Origin of the sequence: Microbacterium sp. NPDC077391 (genome assembly GCF_040686955.1) — a bacterium.
Taxonomy (GTDB): Bacteria; Actinomycetota; Actinomycetes; order Actinomycetales; family Microbacteriaceae; genus Microbacterium; species Microbacterium commune.
This window is the reverse complement of the sequence record NZ_JBFBMI010000004.1, coordinates 37266-53908: the sequence shown is the minus strand read 5'-3', so window position 1 is coordinate 53908 and position 16643 is coordinate 37266. Positions and strand designations below refer to the sequence as shown.

The 16643-nt window shown below is 70.0% G+C and carries 18 protein-coding genes; 16 read left to right on the top strand and 2 right to left on the bottom strand.

All coding sequences use genetic code 11. From position 1 onward, the window contains the following. The first annotated feature begins 72 nt into the window (after positions 1-72). The 11 genes from AB0O65_RS11115 (at position 73) to AB0O65_RS11065 (ending at position 7927) form a co-directional block, all read left to right on the top strand. Complete coding sequence (locus AB0O65_RS11115) at positions 73-429, top strand: hypothetical protein (RefSeq protein WP_363385136.1); 357 nt, start codon at positions 73-75, stop codon at positions 427-429. Positions 430-436: 7 nt separating this feature from the next. Continuing rightward, positions 437-1228, top strand: coding sequence for a nitroreductase family protein (locus AB0O65_RS11110; protein ID WP_313480040.1), 792 nt, complete (start codon positions 437-439; stop codon positions 1226-1228). Positions 1229-1302: 74 nt separating this feature from the next. Next, positions 1303-2085 (top strand): endonuclease/exonuclease/phosphatase family protein, encoded by a 783-nt coding sequence (locus tag AB0O65_RS11105; protein WP_363385133.1) that lies wholly within the window; start codon positions 1303-1305, stop codon positions 2083-2085. Further along, positions 2082-2705, top strand: a complete 624-nt coding sequence (locus AB0O65_RS11100; RefSeq protein WP_363385130.1) for a DUF2238 domain-containing protein — start codon at positions 2082-2084, stop codon at positions 2703-2705. Before AB0O65_RS11105 ends, AB0O65_RS11100 begins: the two co-directional genes overlap by 4 nt. Before the next feature lie 66 nt (positions 2706-2771). Next, the gene (locus tag AB0O65_RS11095; protein ID WP_071641650.1) at positions 2772-3023 is read left to right on the top strand and encodes a hypothetical protein; all 252 of its coding nucleotides are present in this window, start codon (positions 2772-2774) and stop codon (positions 3021-3023) included. A 25-nt stretch (positions 3024-3048) separates the two neighbouring features. Further along, positions 3049-3912, top strand: coding sequence for a transposase (locus AB0O65_RS11090; protein ID WP_363385127.1), 864 nt, complete (start codon positions 3049-3051; stop codon positions 3910-3912). Between the two features lie 127 nt (positions 3913-4039). After that, positions 4040-4564: an SRPBCC family protein gene (locus AB0O65_RS11085; protein ID WP_363385124.1), complete on the top strand. Its 525-nt coding sequence runs from the start codon at positions 4040-4042 to the stop codon at positions 4562-4564. Further along, positions 4561-6033, top strand: coding sequence for an NAD(P)/FAD-dependent oxidoreductase (locus AB0O65_RS11080; protein ID WP_363385121.1), 1473 nt, complete (start codon positions 4561-4563; stop codon positions 6031-6033). Before AB0O65_RS11085 ends, AB0O65_RS11080 begins: the two co-directional genes overlap by 4 nt. 103 nt (positions 6034-6136) lie before the next feature. Continuing rightward, positions 6137-6964 carry a hypothetical protein gene (locus AB0O65_RS11075; RefSeq protein WP_313480036.1) on the top strand — a complete coding sequence of 276 codons (828 nt, stop codon included), beginning with the start codon at positions 6137-6139 and terminating at the stop codon, positions 6962-6964. Beyond that, entirely contained in the window at positions 6942-7355 is a 414-nt protein-coding gene (locus AB0O65_RS11070; RefSeq protein ID WP_363385118.1) for a phage holin family protein, read from the top strand. Before AB0O65_RS11075 ends, AB0O65_RS11070 begins: the two co-directional genes overlap by 23 nt. Next, the gene (locus tag AB0O65_RS11065; RefSeq protein ID WP_071641660.1) at positions 7352-7927 is read left to right on the top strand and encodes a DUF3618 domain-containing protein; all 576 of its coding nucleotides are present in this window, start codon (positions 7352-7354) and stop codon (positions 7925-7927) included. The genes AB0O65_RS11070 and AB0O65_RS11065 overlap by 4 nt, the downstream gene beginning before the upstream one ends. Positions 7928-7983: 56 nt before the next feature. Here the strand turns inward: AB0O65_RS11065 and AB0O65_RS11060 are convergent, their stop codons facing one another. Both AB0O65_RS11060 and AB0O65_RS11055 read right to left on the bottom strand, forming a co-directional pair. Further along, complete coding sequence (locus AB0O65_RS11060; RefSeq protein WP_363385115.1) at positions 7984-8688, bottom strand: TetR/AcrR family transcriptional regulator C-terminal domain-containing protein; 705 nt, start codon at positions 8686-8688, stop codon at positions 7984-7986. 37 nt (positions 8689-8725) lie between these two features. Continuing rightward, positions 8726-9271: a YaeQ family protein gene (locus tag AB0O65_RS11055; RefSeq protein ID WP_071641664.1), complete on the bottom strand. Its 546-nt coding sequence runs from the start codon at positions 9269-9271 to the stop codon at positions 8726-8728. 513 nt (positions 9272-9784) lie between these two features. Here AB0O65_RS11055 and AB0O65_RS11050 point away from each other — a divergent pair. The 5 genes from AB0O65_RS11050 to AB0O65_RS11030 all read left to right on the top strand — a co-directional run bounded on the left by AB0O65_RS11050 (position 9785) and on the right by AB0O65_RS11030 (position 16629). Continuing rightward, positions 9785-11554 carry an ABC transporter substrate-binding protein gene (locus AB0O65_RS11050; protein WP_363385112.1) on the top strand — a complete coding sequence of 590 codons (1770 nt, stop codon included), beginning with the start codon at positions 9785-9787 and terminating at the stop codon, positions 11552-11554. A gap of 73 nt (positions 11555-11627) precedes the next feature. Then, on the top strand, positions 11628-13298 hold the full coding sequence (locus AB0O65_RS11045; RefSeq protein ID WP_191712724.1) for an ABC transporter ATP-binding protein: 1671 nt from the start codon (positions 11628-11630) through the stop codon (positions 13296-13298). Beyond that, the gene (locus AB0O65_RS11040) at positions 13295-14254 is read left to right on the top strand and encodes an ABC transporter permease (protein WP_363385108.1); all 960 of its coding nucleotides are present in this window, start codon (positions 13295-13297) and stop codon (positions 14252-14254) included. The genes AB0O65_RS11045 and AB0O65_RS11040 overlap by 4 nt, the downstream gene beginning before the upstream one ends. After that, positions 14251-15216, top strand: a complete 966-nt coding sequence (locus AB0O65_RS11035; RefSeq protein ID WP_071641670.1) for an ABC transporter permease — start codon at positions 14251-14253, stop codon at positions 15214-15216. The genes AB0O65_RS11040 and AB0O65_RS11035 overlap by 4 nt, the downstream gene beginning before the upstream one ends. Before the next feature lie 111 nt (positions 15217-15327). Then, a complete protein-coding gene (locus AB0O65_RS11030) occupies positions 15328-16629 on the top strand; it encodes an alpha/beta fold hydrolase (protein ID WP_363385105.1) in 1302 nt (433 codons plus the stop codon). Positions 16630-16643 lie beyond the last annotated feature (14 nt).

Here is a 16643-nt window from a genome sequence, read left to right as displayed (position 1 = left end):
GATCCGGGGGTGCGCACCGCGGGCGAGCGCAACCCCTCGCGCCGGATGCCCGCGGCATGATGTGCTGATCCCATGACACGCAGGCGGCGCGCACCACGGCACCGAGGCTCCGCGTCGCCCGCGTTCCTGGCATCCGGGATCTGCTACGCCGCCAACTGCGCCCTCGGCACCGCCGTCGCGACCAGGCTGATCGACACCCGGCGCTTCCGCTGGGTGCATCACGCCCTGTACATCGCGACGGTCTCGACGACGATCCTCGCGCTGATCGTCGGCGTGCGCAGCGACCGGAGGGCCGCGCTCGCCCTCGCTCCTGCGCTGGCCCCCCTCGCCGTCATCCCCTATGCGGGAACGCACACCCGCAGGCATCCCGTCATCGCCCTCACCGCCGCGCCGTTCATCGCCGCCGGCGTCTTCACCTCCCGCCGATAGGAGCAGCATGGAATTCCTCGACGTCGTTCGTCGCCGCAAGACCACGAACGGGCCGTTCCTGCCCGATCCGGTGAGCGAAGAGCACCAGCGGCTGCTGATCGAAGCTGCCAGTCGCGCGCCCTCGCAGCTGAACAGCCAGCCGTGGCGCTTCGTCGTGATCGAGCAGCGCGAGACCATCGAGCGGATCGCCCAGATCTCGGGCGAGAGCATGACCGAGGTGATGTCGAACGGCACGTTCTTCGAGCGGTACAAGCCGTACTTCCGCTTCAGCCAGGCCGAGATGGAGCAGAAGCGCAGCGGGATGCTGTTCGACAAGCTGCCCGCGGTGCTGCGCCCGTTCACGAGTCAGGTGTTCACCTCGCGCGGGCAGAAGCTGATGAACTCCCTCGGCGTGCCGAAGACGCTCGGCGCCGAGAATGCGAAGCTCGTCGCCGGCTCCCCGCTGCTGCTCGCCGTGATGCTCGACCGCAGCGAGTACCGCCCCGGCGAGCTGTCGTCGTTCTACTCGGTGTTCAGCATGGGCGCCGCGATGGAGAACATCTGGCTGACGACGGTGGAGCTCGGCATGGGCATCCAGTTCATCTCGTTCCCGATGGAGGCGCCGGGCCGCTGGGACGAGATCATCGAGCTGCTGCACGTGCCGGACGATCTCGAGCTGATGGCCGTGTACCGTCTCGGCTACCTGCCTGCCGAGCAGCGCCGCCCGGCCATCGACTGGTCGAGCTCCCAGCGCAAGCTGCCGTCGCAGTTCGTGTTCCGCGAGACGTGCGAGACGCCGGAGCAGCGCTGGGACGGGTAGCAGTGGCGGCTCGCGAGTCGGATGGGCCCGCGGATGCCCTGATCGCGCCACCCGAACCGCCCGACGTGCACGTCATGACGTTCAACATCCGCCGCGCCGCAGACGGCATGCTGCACCGCCGGGCCGACCGCTGGTCGTGGCGCGCACCTGCCGTGCAGCAGCTGCTGGCCTCGGAGCGCCCCACGCTCATCGGCCTGCAGGAGGCCCTGCCGCGCGTCATGCCCCTGGTGCGCGAGGCGCTCGGGGCCGATCACCGTGCCATCGGCGCCGGACGGGCAGCCGGGGGACGCGGCGAGGGCACCCCGATCGTGTACGACAGCACGCGTCTCGTGCTGCACGACGGGGGTCAGCGCGCTCTGTCCGACCGGCCGGAGCGGGCGGGCTCGATCGGATGGGGCAACCTCATCCCCCGCATCCTGGTCTGGGCCGAGTTCGTCGAGCGCGGCACCGGCACGCGATTCCTCGCGATCAACACCCACCTCGACCACCTCTCCGCGTCGTCGCGGCGACGTTCCGCCCTCAGCATCCGCCGGCTCGTCATCGAGCGCGCCCTGCCCGCGGTCGTCATGGGCGACCTCAACGCCGGCGCCGACTCCCCTGCGCTGCGCGAGCTGCAGGCCGGCCGTGCGGTGCTCGACAGCTGGGATGCCGCGGAGCAGAGGGCCGGTCCGCGATGGGGCACGTACCCTGGATACCGACGCCCTCGTGCCGGCGGGCGCCAGCTCGACTGGATCATGACGACGCCGGACGTACGGGTGCGCACGGTCGGCGCCAACGCCCGCACTCCCGGCGGGCGCCGGCCGTCGGATCACCTGCCCGTGCAGGCCGTGCTGCGATTCGGAGAGGATGCCAGATGAAAGAGGACTTCCTTCGCCCGCCGGCCACGGCCGCGGAGTGGACGGCAGATGCCCTGCGCCTCATCGGCATCCTGGGTGTGATCGCGGCCGCCATCTGGCTGAAGCCGACGGATGCCGGGATCACGGCCCTGGCTCTGCCCGCGCTGATGCTGCCGCGCATGCTGGGCATGCGCGCCTGGTTCGACACCGCATCCGGAGTCACCGTCCTCGCCGCAGCGTGGAGCAACGTGTTCGATCTCTATGCGGTGATCTCCCGGTGGGATCTCGTGGTGCACTTCGCGTGCACCGCGGTGCTGACGATCCTCGCGGCGGAGATCCTGACGCGAGCCGGCGTCGTCGGCATCACCGCATCGGCGCGCCCGAGGGCGCGGACCCCGCTGGTTCTCGCGCCGCTGATCGCCCTCGCTCTGAGCGCGGTCTGGGAGATGATCGAGTGGTTCGGGTCGGTGTACATCAGCGACCAGATCCACGTCGGCTATCAGGACACGATCGGCGACATGGTGCTCGGCGGCGTCGGTGGACTCGTGGCCGGCGGCATGCTGGCGCTGATCGATGTGCGTCGCTCACCCGGTCCGACGCAGCCTGCTGCGGAGCCGCAGCTGTCGGGGCGGCGCGGATGATACCCCTAGAGGTGCCGGCCGTCACGGCCCTGCCCCGATCACCCTCGGTCGGCTGATACTCGGGGCATGACTCACCACGACGGAAACCCTGACGACCTGCACGACGACGCCGCGGCGGACTCCCCCGACGCTGCGGGCGGAAACCCGCCGACCGCTGCCGAGGCGCAGCCCGACGGACAGTTCGACAGTCAGAACATGCCGACCACGGATGGCGAGCCGGCGTCCGGCGACGATTCCGCCGCGAGCGCCGGTGCGGAATCGCCCGAGGAGGGCGAGGCCGCCATGCGCGCGGCCGAAGAGGCGACGACGAACGACTGACCGTCCGCGCGATAGGGTCGCTCGCATGAGCGGAGCGGGCGACCTCGAGAAGATCGCCGCCGAGCTGTACGCCGGGTCGCCTGACGCGTTCATCGCCGCGCGGAATGCGCGCGCCGGTGCCGTCGACGACCCGGCGCTCTCGGCTGCGGTCCGAGCGCTGCGCAAGCCCAACGTCGCCGCCTGGGTGGTGAACCTCTTCGCCGGGGAGCGCACCGCCCGGCTCGAGCAGGCGCTGCAGCTCGCCGCCGAGCTGCGTGACGCCCAGGAGGATCTGGATGCCGCGACGCTCTCGCACCTCGGGCGGCAGCGGCGAGCGCTGACCGACCAGCTCGCGGCGGAGGCCGCGACGCTCGCCACCGCGCGGGGTGGGCGGGTGAGCGACGCCACGCGGGAGGCGGTGCGGCGCACGATCTCTGCGGCGTTCTTCGATCCGGACGCGGCGGCGGCCGTGGCATCCGGACGCCTGGTGCGCGACCTCGAGCCGACCGGCTCGGTCGACCTCCAGGCGATCGTGGCGGGCGGGCGCCCGAGACCGCCGGCCTCGCAGGGCCGGCCGACCGACGAGGTGGGCGCCAGACGTCAGCAGCGGGCCGCCGAACGCACTCTGCGCGAAGCGGAGAAAGCACACGAGCGGGCTCTGCGAGCAGAGCGGCGAGCGGAGGACGAGGCGAGGGATGCCGTGCAGCGTGCCGGACGCCTCACGGAGCGCATCGCGGAGCTCGAGCAGGAGCTCTCCCGCGTCCGGGAGGATGCCGCCCACGCCAGGGAGGACGCCGACGCCGCCGACCGTCGCCGGCGCCGGGCCGCCGATGAGCTCTCGACCGCGGAGAAGACGCTCGCGGATGCTCGGCGTGCGCGAGACGCGCTCCGAGGTGACGCGAGCACGTGACGCGAGCACCAGACCATGCGCAGGCGCCGAGCGCAACCCGCTCTGCCGATCCGGCGGAGCGGGTTAGCGTCGGAGAAACCGACAGGGGCGGCTGAGAGGCGTCGGCCCGATCAGGGAGGAATGAGCGATGGCCCGGAATGTGAGGGTGCTGCACTGCGCACCGGAAGACGTGTTCGAGGTGCTGAGCGACGGCTGGCTGTACCCGACGTGGGTGGTGGGTGCGTCGCGCATGCGGGCCGTGGATCCGACCTGGCCGATGCGCGGATCGCAGCTGCACCACTCGTTCGGCGTGTGGCCGATGCTCATCAACGACGAGACCATCGTCGAAGAGCACGACCCGCCGCGCAGCATGGTCATGCGAGCGCGAGGATGGCCGATGGGCGAGGCGCGGGTGACGATCGAGGTGCGACCGCGGGGAGACGACTGCTTCGTGCGCATTCAGGAAGAGCCCATCGCAGGCCCCGGCCGGTTCGTGCCCCGCCCGATCATGAACGCGCTGGTGCGCTGGCGGAATGCCGAGACTCTGCACCGCCTGGCCTATCTCTCCGAAGGCAGGGCGGCCGTTCGATCCCGGCGCGACTCGCCGTCGCCGTCGCCCTCGCCTTCGGCTTCGCCGGGACGGGCTTCGGATGCAGAGGCACAGCGATCGTGATCGACCGGCGTCGCCCCGGCGCGGATGACCTCGACGTCGTCGTCGTCGGCGCCGGGCCGAACGGACTCGCCGCCGCCGTGACGCTCGCCAGGGCCGGCCTGCGCGTGCGCGTCTACGAGCGCGACAGCCGGGCAGGGGGCGGGGCCGCCACGCGTGAGCTCACGCTGCCCGGCTTCCAGCACGACGTCTGCTCCGCCGTGCATCCACTGGCGTTCGAGTCGCGCTTCTTCCGCGACTTCGGGTTGCGCGACCGCGTCGAGTTCGTCACCCCGGATGTGTCGTTCGCCCAGCCCCTGGACGGCGGCCGCGCGGGCATCGCCTACCGGGACCTCGACCGTGCCGCCGACGCGCTCGGTGCGGACGGCCGGGCGTATGCACGACTTCTGCGGCCGCTGGTCGAGCGTGCGACCCGGGTGGCCGACTTCACCGGCTCATCCCTGCTGCGCATCCCGCCCGACCCGCTCACCGCCGTGCTGTTCGGGCTGCGCTCGCTCGAGCAAGGCACCCCGGCGTGGAATGCGCGCTTCCGCGACGACGTCGCCCCCGCCATGCTCACCGGCGTCGCCGCGCATACGATCCTCGCGCAGCCCAGCATCGCCGGCGCCGGCGCTGGTCTTGCCCTCACCACTTACGCCCACGCGCAGGGCTGGCCGATACCGATCGGCGGCAGCCAGGCGATAGCGGATGCCCTGGTCGACGACCTGCGCCGGCACGGCGGCGAGCTGGTGCTCGATCACGAGGTCGAGTCGCTGAGCGCCCTGCCGGATGCGTGGGCGACACTTCTCGACGTCACCCCCAGGGCGCTCCTGCGCCTAACGGCCGATGTCGTGCCGCCCGGCTACCGGCGGACGCTGCAGCGGTTCCGATACGGCGATGGCGTCGCGAAGGTCGACTTCGCTCTGAGCGAGCCGGTGCCGTGGACGAACCCCGAGCTGCACCGCGCCGGCACCCTGCATGTCGGCGGAACGCGGGCGGAGATGGCGGATGCCGAGAATCAGGTGCACCGTGGTCGGCTGCCCGAGCATCCCTACGTGCTGGTGTCGCAGCCGACGCTGTTCGATCCCGGTCGCGCTCCGGCGGGGCAGCACACGCTGTGGGCCTACACGCACGTGCCGGCGGGCAGCACGGCGGACCGCCAGGACGCGGTGATCCGCCAGATCGAGCGCTTCGCCCCCGGCTTCCGCGACACCATCGTGGCGATCAGCTCGCGCAGCGCCCACGAGGTGCAGCAGCACAACCCGAACTACCCGGGCGGCGACATCGCGGCGGGCGCTCCGAACCTCTGGCAGCTGTTCCGACGGCCGGTGCTCAGTCCAGATCCCTGGCGCACTCCGATTCCCGGCGTGTACCTCGCCTCCGCCTCTGCAGCGCCCGGGCCGGGTGTGACCGGCATGCCGGGGTGGCTGGCGGCGGTGAGTGCGCTGCGGCACGAGTTCGGCATCCGGGAGCTCCCCGACCTGGCCGACTGACTTACACCGTAAGCCCGTCGTGTGCAAGGGGCCTGGCGCCGCGCTCCCCGGGGCTTAGACATGGGTCACCGATCCTCGGATCGGTCCGCGAAAAGGAGCACTCATGTCGGACAATTTCGAGACGACCAGCCCGAGCGGTTCGGGAACGCCCGGGTACGGGGCTGGCGCACATTCGTACGATTCGACCTCGCAGCCTTCGGGCTCGCAGGGCAAGGTCGATGCCGCCAAGCACGAGGCATCCGACCTCAAGGACAGCGCCACCGGCCATGCGAAGGATGTGCTGGGTGCCGCCAAGGACGAAGCCTCAGGCGTCGTCGGCGAAGCCAAGATGCAGGCGAAGGACCTGTACGCGCAGACGCAGCGCGAGCTGCGCGACCAGGCGAACACGCAGCAGCAGCGGCTGGCGACGGGCCTTCGCTCGGTCGGTGACGAACTGGGATCCATGGCCGCCAACTCAGACGGGAGCGGGATCGCCGCCGACCTGGTTCAGCAGGCATCCGGGCGGGTGTCGGCAGCGGCGAACTGGCTCGGCGACCGGGATCCGGGCGCTGTGCTGTCCGAAGTCAAGCGTTACGCACGCCGCAAGCCCGGAACCTTCATCCTCGCCGCGGCGATCGGCGGGGTCATCATCGGACGGCTGACGCGTGCACTGGCATCCGACGCGGCCGACCAGAAGCACGCCACCGGCCAGGGGCACGCGACGGGCGAGGGGCGCGCGACGGGCCAGGGGCACGCGGTCACGCAGGCGCCGGCGGTGCCGCCGGCCCCGCCGGTGCCCCCGGTCACCCAGGTGCATCCGGATCACTCGGTGCCCACCACTGTGAGCGACAGCTCGACCTCGGCTGCGGAGACGCCGCTGTACAGCCAGACCCGCTCGACCAGGGCGGACGCCAGCGGGGAGGACGGCTATGACCGACCCCACACCGTCTGAGCAGAGAGCCGCCTCGGCCTCTCTCGGCGAGCTTCTCGGGGAGGTGTCGCGCGACATCTCGACCCTGATGCGCCAGGAGGTCGCGCTCGCGAAGGCAGAGCTGAAGGAGTCGGCGGCGAAGTCCGCCAAGGGAGCAGGCCTGATGGGCGCCGCCGGATACGGCGCGCTGATGGCCGTGTTCTTCCTGTCGATGGCGCTCTGGTGGGCGCTGGGCACCCTCATCGGCGGCGGGTGGTCGGGCGTCATCGTCGCCATCATCTGGGCGCTGATCGCCCTGGTCCTCTTCCTGGTCGGACGTGGCCAGCTGCAGGAGGTCGAAGGAGCACCGCAGACCGTGGAGACCCTCAAGGAGATCCCGGACACGCTGAAGAGAAATGAGGAGAACCGATGAGCAATTCAGCCGATGAGATCCGCTCGGACATCGAGCGGACACGTCAGGACCTCGGTATGGACGTCGACGCGCTGGCAGACAAGGTCACGCCGTCGAAGATCGTCGACCGCCAGATGGGCAAGGTGCGGGGTGCGTTCGGGTCGGTGCGCGACCGGGTGATGGGCGCCGCCGACGATGCGAGCTCGTCGGTGTCCGACGCCGGGGCCCACGCGGGCGACGTCGCCGGCGACGTGAAAGACCGCGTCGTGGCGAAAGCGGAGGGCAACCCGCTCGCGGTCGGGCTGATCGCCTTCGGCGCGGGGCTCGTGCTCGCGTCGCTGATCCCCGCCTCGTCGAAGGAGAAGGAGCTCGCCTCGACGGTGAGGGATCAGGCGCAGCCCCTGATCGATGAGGCCTCCGACGTCGCCAAGGAGGTCGGCGAGCACCTGAAGGAGCCGCTGGCCGCGTCGGTCGACTCGGTCAAGGCGTCCGCACAGGACTCCGTCGCCGCCGTCAAGGACGAGGCGCAGTACGCCGCGAACGAGGTGAAGCACGACGCTCAGGATGCCCGCGACAACGTCACGAACAGCTGACGCGTTCTCGCACGAGCGGGTGGGTTCCGAACGCGGAGCCCACCCGCTCTTCGCTGTCAGCGATGCAGCGCGAGGCTGTTCTCCAGCCGGTCGAGCAGCGACTCCAGCGCGGCCTCGAACTCCTCCCGGCTGTGGTCCTCGCTCAGCCTCTCGCGCAGGCGGAAGACCTGTGGGGCGCGTGCCTCGACATCCGGCCCGTCGTGCTCGGCGGTAGTGCCGGTCGCGGGCTCATCGGCCGTCTCGTGCGCGGCGGCTTCGAGCAGCAGCTGGCCGAGCAGGAAGCTCGAGAACGAGCGATACGTCGCGACTGCCTGGGCGTCGCTGAAGCCGCGGGCGAGAAGTGCGGCGAGGAAAGCGTCGACCACCTCGACGCTGCGCAGGGGCGGACGCAGCCAGGGAGCCGCGGGGTTCTGCGATGCGACGAGCGGGAAAGCGCGAGGATGCTCGATCGCGATCCTGCGCATCTCGTGGGCCATCGCCTGCAGCAACCCCTGCCAGTGCTCGGCGACCTCGTCATCGAGGGAGTCCATCAGGTCGCCGGTGAGCACGTCGACGACCCCCTCGAGCAGGTCTTCCCGGCCACGCACGTACCGGTAGAGCGACATGGCCTCGACGCCGAGTCGCTCGGCGAGCGAGCGCATCGAGAGGGCGCTCACGCCGGCCTCGTCGATCTGCGCGAGCGCTGCGGTGACGATCGAATCGCGGGTCAGGCCTCGCCCGCGCGAGCCGCTTCGCGATGGGTCTTCCGGATGCTCGACCACGCCCCGATCCTACCTTCGGCGAGTCGGCGCCCGCTGGTCAGAGCGCGCGGATCGGCCGCTCATGCACGGTGGTGCTCAGGTGCACGCCGTTGAGCTCGAGATAGATCTGACGCTCGGTCACAGAGACGGTCATGGTGTTGCGACGGGCGAGCGCCGCCGCGGCATCATCGAGGAACCCCGCGTCGAAGCTGTGCAGCACGATGGCGTCGGCCTTGTGGATCGTCTTGCCCGCCCAGTTGGCGATCACCTTCGCCGGGTCGCGGTAGGTGTACACGACCGTGCGATCGGCTAGCTTGCTGCCGTAGTGCAGGCGTGTGGCGTCTGGTGCACCGACCTCGATCCAGGCCGTGACGCGGCCGGTGCGGTCACGCACGAGCACCGCCGGCTCGTCGGTCGCAGCCACGCCCTCGGTGAACGCGATGCCGTCCGCATACTCGAGGCAGTACGCCAGCAGCCGCGTGAGCATGTACGCGTCGGTCTCGGACGGATGCCGCGCGAGTCGCAGGCTCAGCTCGTCGTAGACGCCGCGGTCGACGTCGGCGAGCTGCACATCGAACGTGTGGATCGTTGCGCCTGCCGCCATGGGTTCGAGCTTACGCGTCGAACACCACGGCGGCAGGCGCCCTCCGGTCGCAGTCGGACCGACCGGGGGGTGAGCGATCAGATGGTCGTTGTCCCCACATCGACCATCGCGACGATGAGCCCGAACTCCGTCGCGGCGCCTCGGGTGGCGAGCCGCATTCCTCCCGCTTCGGTCTCGGCTGAGCAGGTGCGAGACCTGAGACCACCTTCTCATCGACCTCGTGCGAAAGGGGGCGTCAGCCGGGTTCCCGCACGGCTCCGGACGGACCCGGCCCGTGATGAGTCGACGAGCAGTGCCGCACGGGCGTCCGTTCGACGATTCATGCCGAATCGTTCATACGTCTAATGGCGCTCGGCCCGCATCCTGCTTTCAGGATCCCTTCCCCGACAGCTGACGATAGATGGGCCATCGAGTAGCAATCTGACATGTGCTATGTTACAGGCGAGCCACGGCCCGTCCGTGGCCACGCCCGTCGAAGATGCGGGCATCCGACCGAGAATCAAGGACGACTCTATGGCCCGCAAGAAGCTGTCCCCCCTGGCTCCCCTTATCGTCGCCTCATCCTTCGCGCTCGTGCTCAGCGGCTGCTCGTCCGCCGGCGGCGGTGGCGGCGGCGACGCCGGCGAACCGCAGACCGGCGGCACCCTCAAGGTGCTCTCCAACGGCGACACCGATCGCATCGATCCGCAGCTGATCGCGTACGTGCCCTCGAACAGCATCACGCGCGTCATCTCCCGCTCGCTGCTCAGCTACGAGGCATCCAACGACGCCGAGACGCGCTCGAAGCTGGTCGGCGACCTCGCCACCGAGGTGCCAAAGCCGACCGATGACGGGCTGACCTACACCATCACCCTGCGCGACGGCGCCACCTGGGATGCGCCCGACGGCGCCCGTCCGATCGTCTCGGAAGACGTCGAGCGCGGCATCAAGCGCATCTGCAACCCGCACATCGGCGCCGCCTTGGGCAGCTACTTCATCACGCTCATCGACGGCATGGCGCAGTTCTGCGACGGCTTCGCCGATGTCGCTCCCGAGGCCGGCGCGATGAAGGAGTACATCGAGGCCAACGACATCACCGGAATCGAGACGCCCGACGACAAGACGGTCGTGTTCCGCCTCACCGAGCCCGCATCCGACTTCACGTCCATGCTCAGCCTGTCGACCGCCAACCCCGCCCCGGTCGAGGTGCTGGACTACCTGCCCGACTCGCCGGAGTACCGCAACAACTTCATCTCGTCGGGCCCGTACACGATCGACGAGCACAAGCCCGACGTGAAGCTCACCCTCACGCGCAACACGTCGTGGGATGCGAAGAGCGACCCGCTGCGCAAGGCGTACGTCGACAGCATCGAGATGACCATGGGCGTCGAGGTGGATGCCGCGATGCAGCAGGTGCAGGCCGGTTCCGCCGACATGCTGTTCGACATCCAGCCGGGACCTGCGAACATCCAGCAGCTCACCGCCGCCAATGACGAGAAGTTCTCGACCCTCGAGAACGGCGGGGTCGACCAGTTCATGTGGATCAACACCAAGACCGACAACAACGGCGGCGCGCTGCAGAAGCTCGAGGTGCGCCAGGCCCTGCAGTACGCGATCGACAAGAGCGCCGTCGTGCAGGTCATGGGCGGCACCGAGATCGCCACGGTCACGAACGGCATCTTCGGACCCGGGATCAACGGGTACGAGGAGTACTCGCCGTACGGCGACAAGAGCGGCAAGGCCGACCCGGAGAAGGCGAAGGAGCTGCTCGCGAAGGCCGGCGTGCAGAACCTCACTCTGAAGTTCCCCTACCGCAACCTCGGCTCGCAGCCCGACATCGCCCAGACCGTGCAGGCGAGCCTCGAGAAGGCGGGCATCACCGTCGAGCTCTTCCCCGTCCCGCCCACCGACTACTACGCCAACTTCATGACCAACCGCGAGAACGCGTCCGGCGGCGAGTGGGACATCGCGCTGGTCGGCTGGTCGCCGGACTGGGTCGGCGGTGCCGCGCGCAGCGTGTACCAGCCGCAGTTCACCTTCGACGGGACGCCGCAGGCGTACAACTACGTCGACTACAACAACGACGAGGCGAACGCCCTGGCCGACCAGGCTCTGGCGGCCAGCACGCCCGAAGAGGCCGCCAAGCTGTGGCACCAGGTCGACCAGACGGTCATGAAGGACTCGCCCATCGTCAGCATCGCGGCGAAGAAGAAGGCCAACTACCACTCGGCGCGTGTGCAGAACTTCTCGATCTACGCTCTCGCGCAGAACGGCGACTGGGCCAACGTCTGGCTGACGAAGTAGCCGCTGCTCGACCTGCTGCTGCGGCGCGACCCGCTCGCGCCGCAGCAGCCCCACTCGGAAGAGAAGAGAACGAATGCCCATTCTCGAGGTGTCCCATCTGAAGGTCGACATCCCCACCGAGGGCGGCGACGTGCACGCTGTGAAGGACGTCTCGTTCGACGTCGCCGAGGGCGAGTTCTTCGGCATCGTCGGCGAATCCGGCTCGGGCAAATCGGTGCTCGTGCAGTCGGTGATGGGTCTCATCCCGCAGGCACGCACCTCCGGCGCGGTGCGCTTCCAGGGCGAGGACCTGCTGACACTCGATCCCGAGCGGCTGCGCCGCAAGCGCGGACGCGAGATCAGCATGATCTTCCAGGACCCGCTGTCCAGCCTGCATCCGCAGTACACCGTCGGATGGCAGATCGTCGAGCAGATCCGCGCACACGAGAACGTCTCCCGCCAAGCGGCGAAGGCGCGGGCGATCCAGCTGCTCGACAAGGTGCACATCAGCGATGCGGCGTCGCGGTTCGACGCATACCCGCACCAGTTCTCCGGCGGCATGCGTCAGCGCGTGATGATCGCCATGAGCCTCTCGCTCGACCCGGCGCTGATCATCGCGGATGAGCCGACCACCGCCCTCGACTCCACCGTGCAGGCGCAGATCCTGCAGCTCCTCGGTGAGATGAAGCAGGACTTCGGGGCGACGGTGCTGATGATCAGCCACGACCTCAGCGTGATGGCGAGTGTCGCCGACCGCGTCATGGTCATGTACCGCGGCGAGCAGGTCGAGGTCGGCACGAGCGACGAGGTGCTGCGCCGCCCACGAGAGCCGTACACGCGCGACCTGATCGCGTCGTCCGCCTTCACGCAGAGCGAGCGTCGGGCTCCGCTCGGTCAGCTCGCCGAGGCCGCCCCGGGCGATGCCGCCCCCGCCGCGGCCGGTCCGGTCACGGCTGCACCGATCGCCGAGGTGTCGGATGTCAGCGTCTCGTTCTCGGCGCGGCGCGGCGTCGAGCGCAAGGTTCTCGACGGCATCAGCCTCGAGGTGCGCCGAGGCGAGACGCTGGGCCTGGTGGGCGAGAGCGGATGCGGCAAGACCACGCTCGCCCGCACGATCGCCGGCCTCGTACCGCCGTCGGAGGGCACCGTGCGCTTCGACGGCACCGACCTGCGCACCCTCAACGGTGCGCAGTGGCGGCGGATGCGCCAGCGCGTACAGGTGGTCTTCCAGGACCCCTTCTCATCGCTCAACCCCAAGCGCCGCGTCGGATCGATCATCGGCGACCCGCTGCGCATCCACGGCGTGGGCACCCCACGCGAACGCGAACGCCGCGTCCTCGAGCTGCTCGAGCAGGTCGGCCTCGACCCCGACCACTACAACCGCTTCCCCGCGCAGTTCTCGGGCGGGCAGCGTCAGCGGATCGGGATCGCGCGCGCCATCGCGCTCAACCCCGATCTGATCATCCTCGACGAGCCTGTCTCGGCGCTCGATGTCACGGTGCAGGCCCAGGTGCTGCAGCTGCTCGACGACCTGCAGCGCGAGCTCGGGCTGACCTATCTGTTCATCTCGCACGACCTCGCCGTCGTCCGTCACATGTGCGACCGCATCGCCGTGATGGAGCACGGGCGCATCATCGAGCTCGGCGAGGCAGAGACCATCTACGACGCGCCGCAGCAGCCGTTCACGAAGAAGCTGCTGGCCGCGGCGTTCCTCGGCGCGCTCAGCGATGCCGGTGACCCCACCCCGTCGGAGGCGCACGCATGAGCCCGTTCTCGAAAGAGACCCTGACCCTGCTCATCCCGGCGAAGGGCGCCGCCGACGCGGCATCCGGGGTGAAGAGCTCGTGGCAGCTCACCCTCCGCCGGCTGCGCCGTGACCCGGCCAGCGTGGGCTCGGCCGTCGTCATCGTGCTCATCGTCATCTTCGCCCTCGGCGCGCCCCTGATCGCGCAGTGGACCGGACACGGTCCCACCGAGCAGTTCCGCGAAACCGGGCTGTCGCCCGCCGGCATGCCCGTGCCACCGAACGGCGAGTTCCTGCTCGGCACCGACCAGCTCGGCCGCGACCTGCTGGTGCGGCTCGCCTACGGCGCCCAGGTGTCGCTGCTGGTCGGCGTGGTCGCGTCACTGGCGGCCTCGGCGATCGGCATCCTGATCGGGATGACCGCCGGCTTCTTCGGCGGGGTGGTCGACACGGTGCTCAGCCGCGTCATCGATCTGGTGATGAGCGTGCCGTTCCTGCTCGTCGCGATCGCCACGGTGTCGGTGCTCGGGCCCAGCCTGCAGCTGTCGATCTCGGTGATCGTGTTCTTCAGCTGGGCGGGCCTGGCCCGCGTCATCCGCGGGCAGGTGCTCGCCCTGCGTGAGCGGGAGTTCATCGAGACGGCCCGCTCGCTCGGTCAGTCCCCCATCGCCACGATGTTCCGCGATGTGCTGCCGAACCTGGTCGTGCCGATCGTGGTGTACACGACGCTGATGATCCCCGCCGCCATCGTGTTCGAGGCCACGCTGTCGTTCCTGGGCCTCGGCACCGTGCCGCCCACCCCCAGCTGGGGCAACATGCTCGCCGACGCCTCCAACGGATCGATGTACATCGTCGCTCCTTGGATGGTGCTCGTGCCCGGCCTTGCCCTGCTGGCGCTGACCATCACGTTCAACCTCGTCGGCGACGGTCTTCGCGACGCGCTCGATCCGTCCTCTGCGAAGGGAGCGCGGGCATGATCCGCTTCCTGCTGTCGCGCATCGGGTTCGGCCTGCTGGTGCTGTTCCTGCTCAGCGTGTTCATCTTCGTGCTGTTCTACGTGACGCCCTCCGACCCGGCGCGGATCATCGCCGGCGACAAGGCGACCGAGGCGCTCATGGCGCAGATTCGGGCGAACCTCGGCCTCGACAAGCCGATCTGGGAGCAGTACCTGATCTTCATCGGCAACCTGCTGCAGGGTGACCTCGGCTTCTCGTACCGCTCGAGCCTGCCTGTCGCCGATCTCGTACTGGCCCGGATCCCCGCGACCATGTCGCTGGTCTTCGGCGCGGTGGTCCTGTGGCTCGCGATCGGAATCCCGATCGGCATCGCCTCGGCCAAGCGTCCGGGCAGCGTCCGCGACCGCCTGGGTCAGGGGTTCGCGCTGGTCGGCATCAGCTTCCCCACCTTCGTGCTGGGCATGCTCGCCCTGTACCTGCTGTACTACCTGCCCACCCGCTTCGGGGTGAACCTGTTCCCGCCGTCGGGGTACGTGCCCTTCGCGACCGACCCTCTGCAGTGGGCGTGGCATCTGGCGCTGCCATGGCTGACCCTCGCGATGGTCACCGCGGCGGTGTACGCGCGGCTCACCCGCGGGCAGATGCTCGACGTGCTCGGCGAGGACTACGTGCGCACGGCACGAGCGAAGGGATTGACCGAGCGGCGTGTGATCTACGTGCACGCCTTCCGCAGCGCCATGCCGCCGCTGGTCACCCAGCTCGGCATCGACATCGGGCTGCTGCTGGGTGGTGTCATCGTGATCGAGCAGGTCTTCGGCCTGCAGGGCGTCGGGGCGCTCGCGGTGACCAGCGTCGCCATGCAGGATCGGCCGGTCGTGATCGCCATCGTGCTGCTCGGCGGACTGTTCGTCGTGCTCTCGAACCTCATCGTCGACCTCTTCTACGCGCTGCTCGACTCCCGGGTGCGCACCCGGGCGCAGTGAGCGCGGCACCGGTCACGGCGGGCGCGGCGCCACCGGACCCGGCAGCCCCGGGCAGACTGGATCGGAGCCTGCGAACCGCGGGCATCCCCATCGGAAGGCGAGGTGACCTGCGTGACCTCTGACAGCACGTACTTCGTCGGCAAGGACATCGTGGCCCGCGACGTGTGGACCACCGTGCCCCTGGACTGGAACGACCCCGACGGCGAGACCATCGAGATCTTCGCCCGTGAATTCGTCGCCGCCGAGCGCCGCCACGACGACCTGCCGCTGCTGCTGCACCTGCAGGGCGGTCCCGGCGGCAAGGGCGTGCGACCGGTGGGTCGGGGCGACTGGGTCGCCGCCGCGCTGTCGCGCTTCCGGCTCATCGTGCCCGACCAGCGCGGCACCGGCCGGTCGACGCCACTGTCGGGGTCGCGGTTCGCCGAGATGCCGGCCGAGGAGGCCGCGCGACGGCTGTCGCTGCACCGGGCGGACTCGATCGTGCGCGACTTCGAGGCGCTGCGCGCCGCACACTACGGCGGGCGCCGCTGGTGGACGATCGGGCAGAGCTACGGCGGCTTCCTCACACTGCACTACCTCTCCGCCTTCCCCGAGGCGATCGTCGCCTCCGCGATCGCGGGCGGGCTCCCCTCGCTCGATCCGGACCCCGCCGAGGTCTACCGGCGCACGTTCCCGCGCGTGGTGGAGAAGAACCGGCAGTTCCGTGAGCGCGCCCCGCACCTCGCCGAGCGCATCGCGCGGGTCGCGGACACCCTGCAGGCGCAGGACGTCCGCCTCGCCGACGGCGACCGCCTCACCGTGCGCCGCCTGCAGACCCTGGGCTTCGACTTCGGCATGGGCCCCGGGTTCGACCGGGTGCACTGGCTGCTCGATGAGGCCTTCAGCGACCCGGCCGAGACCGGGCTGAGCGACACCTTCCTCGCCTCGGTGGGCCCGGCCACCGCGTTCGCCGGCAACCCGCTGTTCATCGCCCTGCAGGAGAGCATCTACGGCGCAGGGCCGACGGGCTGGGCGGCGCAGCGCGAGCGGGAGCGGCACCCGGAGTTCGACGAGGATGCGCGGCCGGTGCTGTTCACCGGCGAGATGGTGTTCCCCTGGATGTTCGAGGAGGTCCGTGCGCTGCGCGGCTTCCGCGCGGGGGTCGAGCTGCTCGCCACACAGGAATGGCCGATCGAGCTGTACGACACCGCGCGGCTCGGCGCGAACGAAGTGCCGGTCGAGGCGGTGGTGTACTTCGACGACATGTACGTCGACGCCGGGCTCTCGCTCGACACCGCGGCCCGCGTGGGAGGGCTGCACGCGTGGGTCACCAACGAGCACGAGCACGACGGCATCGTCATGGACGGCGTCGCCGAGCGGCTGTTCACCGCACTCGAATGGCGCCTCGGCGGGCGCGGCGGCGAACGATCCTGACCCGGCGGGTGCGC

Bases quoted from the DNA above. Each gene is read 5' to 3' on its own strand.
- AB0O65_RS11115 (WP_363385136.1), top strand. From the start codon at position 73: ATGACACGCAGGCGGCGCGCACCACGGCACCGAGGCTCCGCGTCGCCC.
- AB0O65_RS11110 (WP_313480040.1), top strand. From the start codon at position 437: ATGGAATTCCTCGACGTCGTTCGTCGCCGCAAGACCACGAACGGGCCG.
- AB0O65_RS11105 (WP_363385133.1), top strand. From the start codon at position 1,303: ATGACGTTCAACATCCGCCGCGCCGCAGACGGCATGCTGCACCGCCGG.
- AB0O65_RS11100 (WP_363385130.1), top strand. From the start codon at position 2,082: ATGAAAGAGGACTTCCTTCGCCCGCCGGCCACGGCCGCGGAGTGGACG.
- AB0O65_RS11095 (WP_071641650.1), top strand. From the start codon at position 2,772: ATGACTCACCACGACGGAAACCCTGACGACCTGCACGACGACGCCGCG.
- AB0O65_RS11090 (WP_363385127.1), top strand. From the start codon at position 3,049: ATGAGCGGAGCGGGCGACCTCGAGAAGATCGCCGCCGAGCTGTACGCC.
- AB0O65_RS11085 (WP_363385124.1), top strand. From the start codon at position 4,040: ATGGCCCGGAATGTGAGGGTGCTGCACTGCGCACCGGAAGACGTGTTC.
- AB0O65_RS11075 (WP_313480036.1), top strand. From the start codon at position 6,137: ATGTCGGACAATTTCGAGACGACCAGCCCGAGCGGTTCGGGAACGCCC.
- AB0O65_RS11070 (WP_363385118.1), top strand. From the start codon at position 6,942: ATGACCGACCCCACACCGTCTGAGCAGAGAGCCGCCTCGGCCTCTCTC.
- AB0O65_RS11065 (WP_071641660.1), top strand. From the start codon at position 7,352: ATGAGCAATTCAGCCGATGAGATCCGCTCGGACATCGAGCGGACACGT.
- AB0O65_RS11055 (WP_071641664.1), bottom strand. From the start codon at position 9,271: ATGGCGGCAGGCGCAACGATCCACACGTTCGATGTGCAGCTCGCCGAC.
- AB0O65_RS11050 (WP_363385112.1), top strand. From the start codon at position 9,785: ATGGCCCGCAAGAAGCTGTCCCCCCTGGCTCCCCTTATCGTCGCCTCA.
- AB0O65_RS11045 (WP_191712724.1), top strand. From the start codon at position 11,628: ATGCCCATTCTCGAGGTGTCCCATCTGAAGGTCGACATCCCCACCGAG.
- AB0O65_RS11040 (WP_363385108.1), top strand. From the start codon at position 13,295: ATGAGCCCGTTCTCGAAAGAGACCCTGACCCTGCTCATCCCGGCGAAG.
- AB0O65_RS11035 (WP_071641670.1), top strand. From the start codon at position 14,251: ATGATCCGCTTCCTGCTGTCGCGCATCGGGTTCGGCCTGCTGGTGCTG.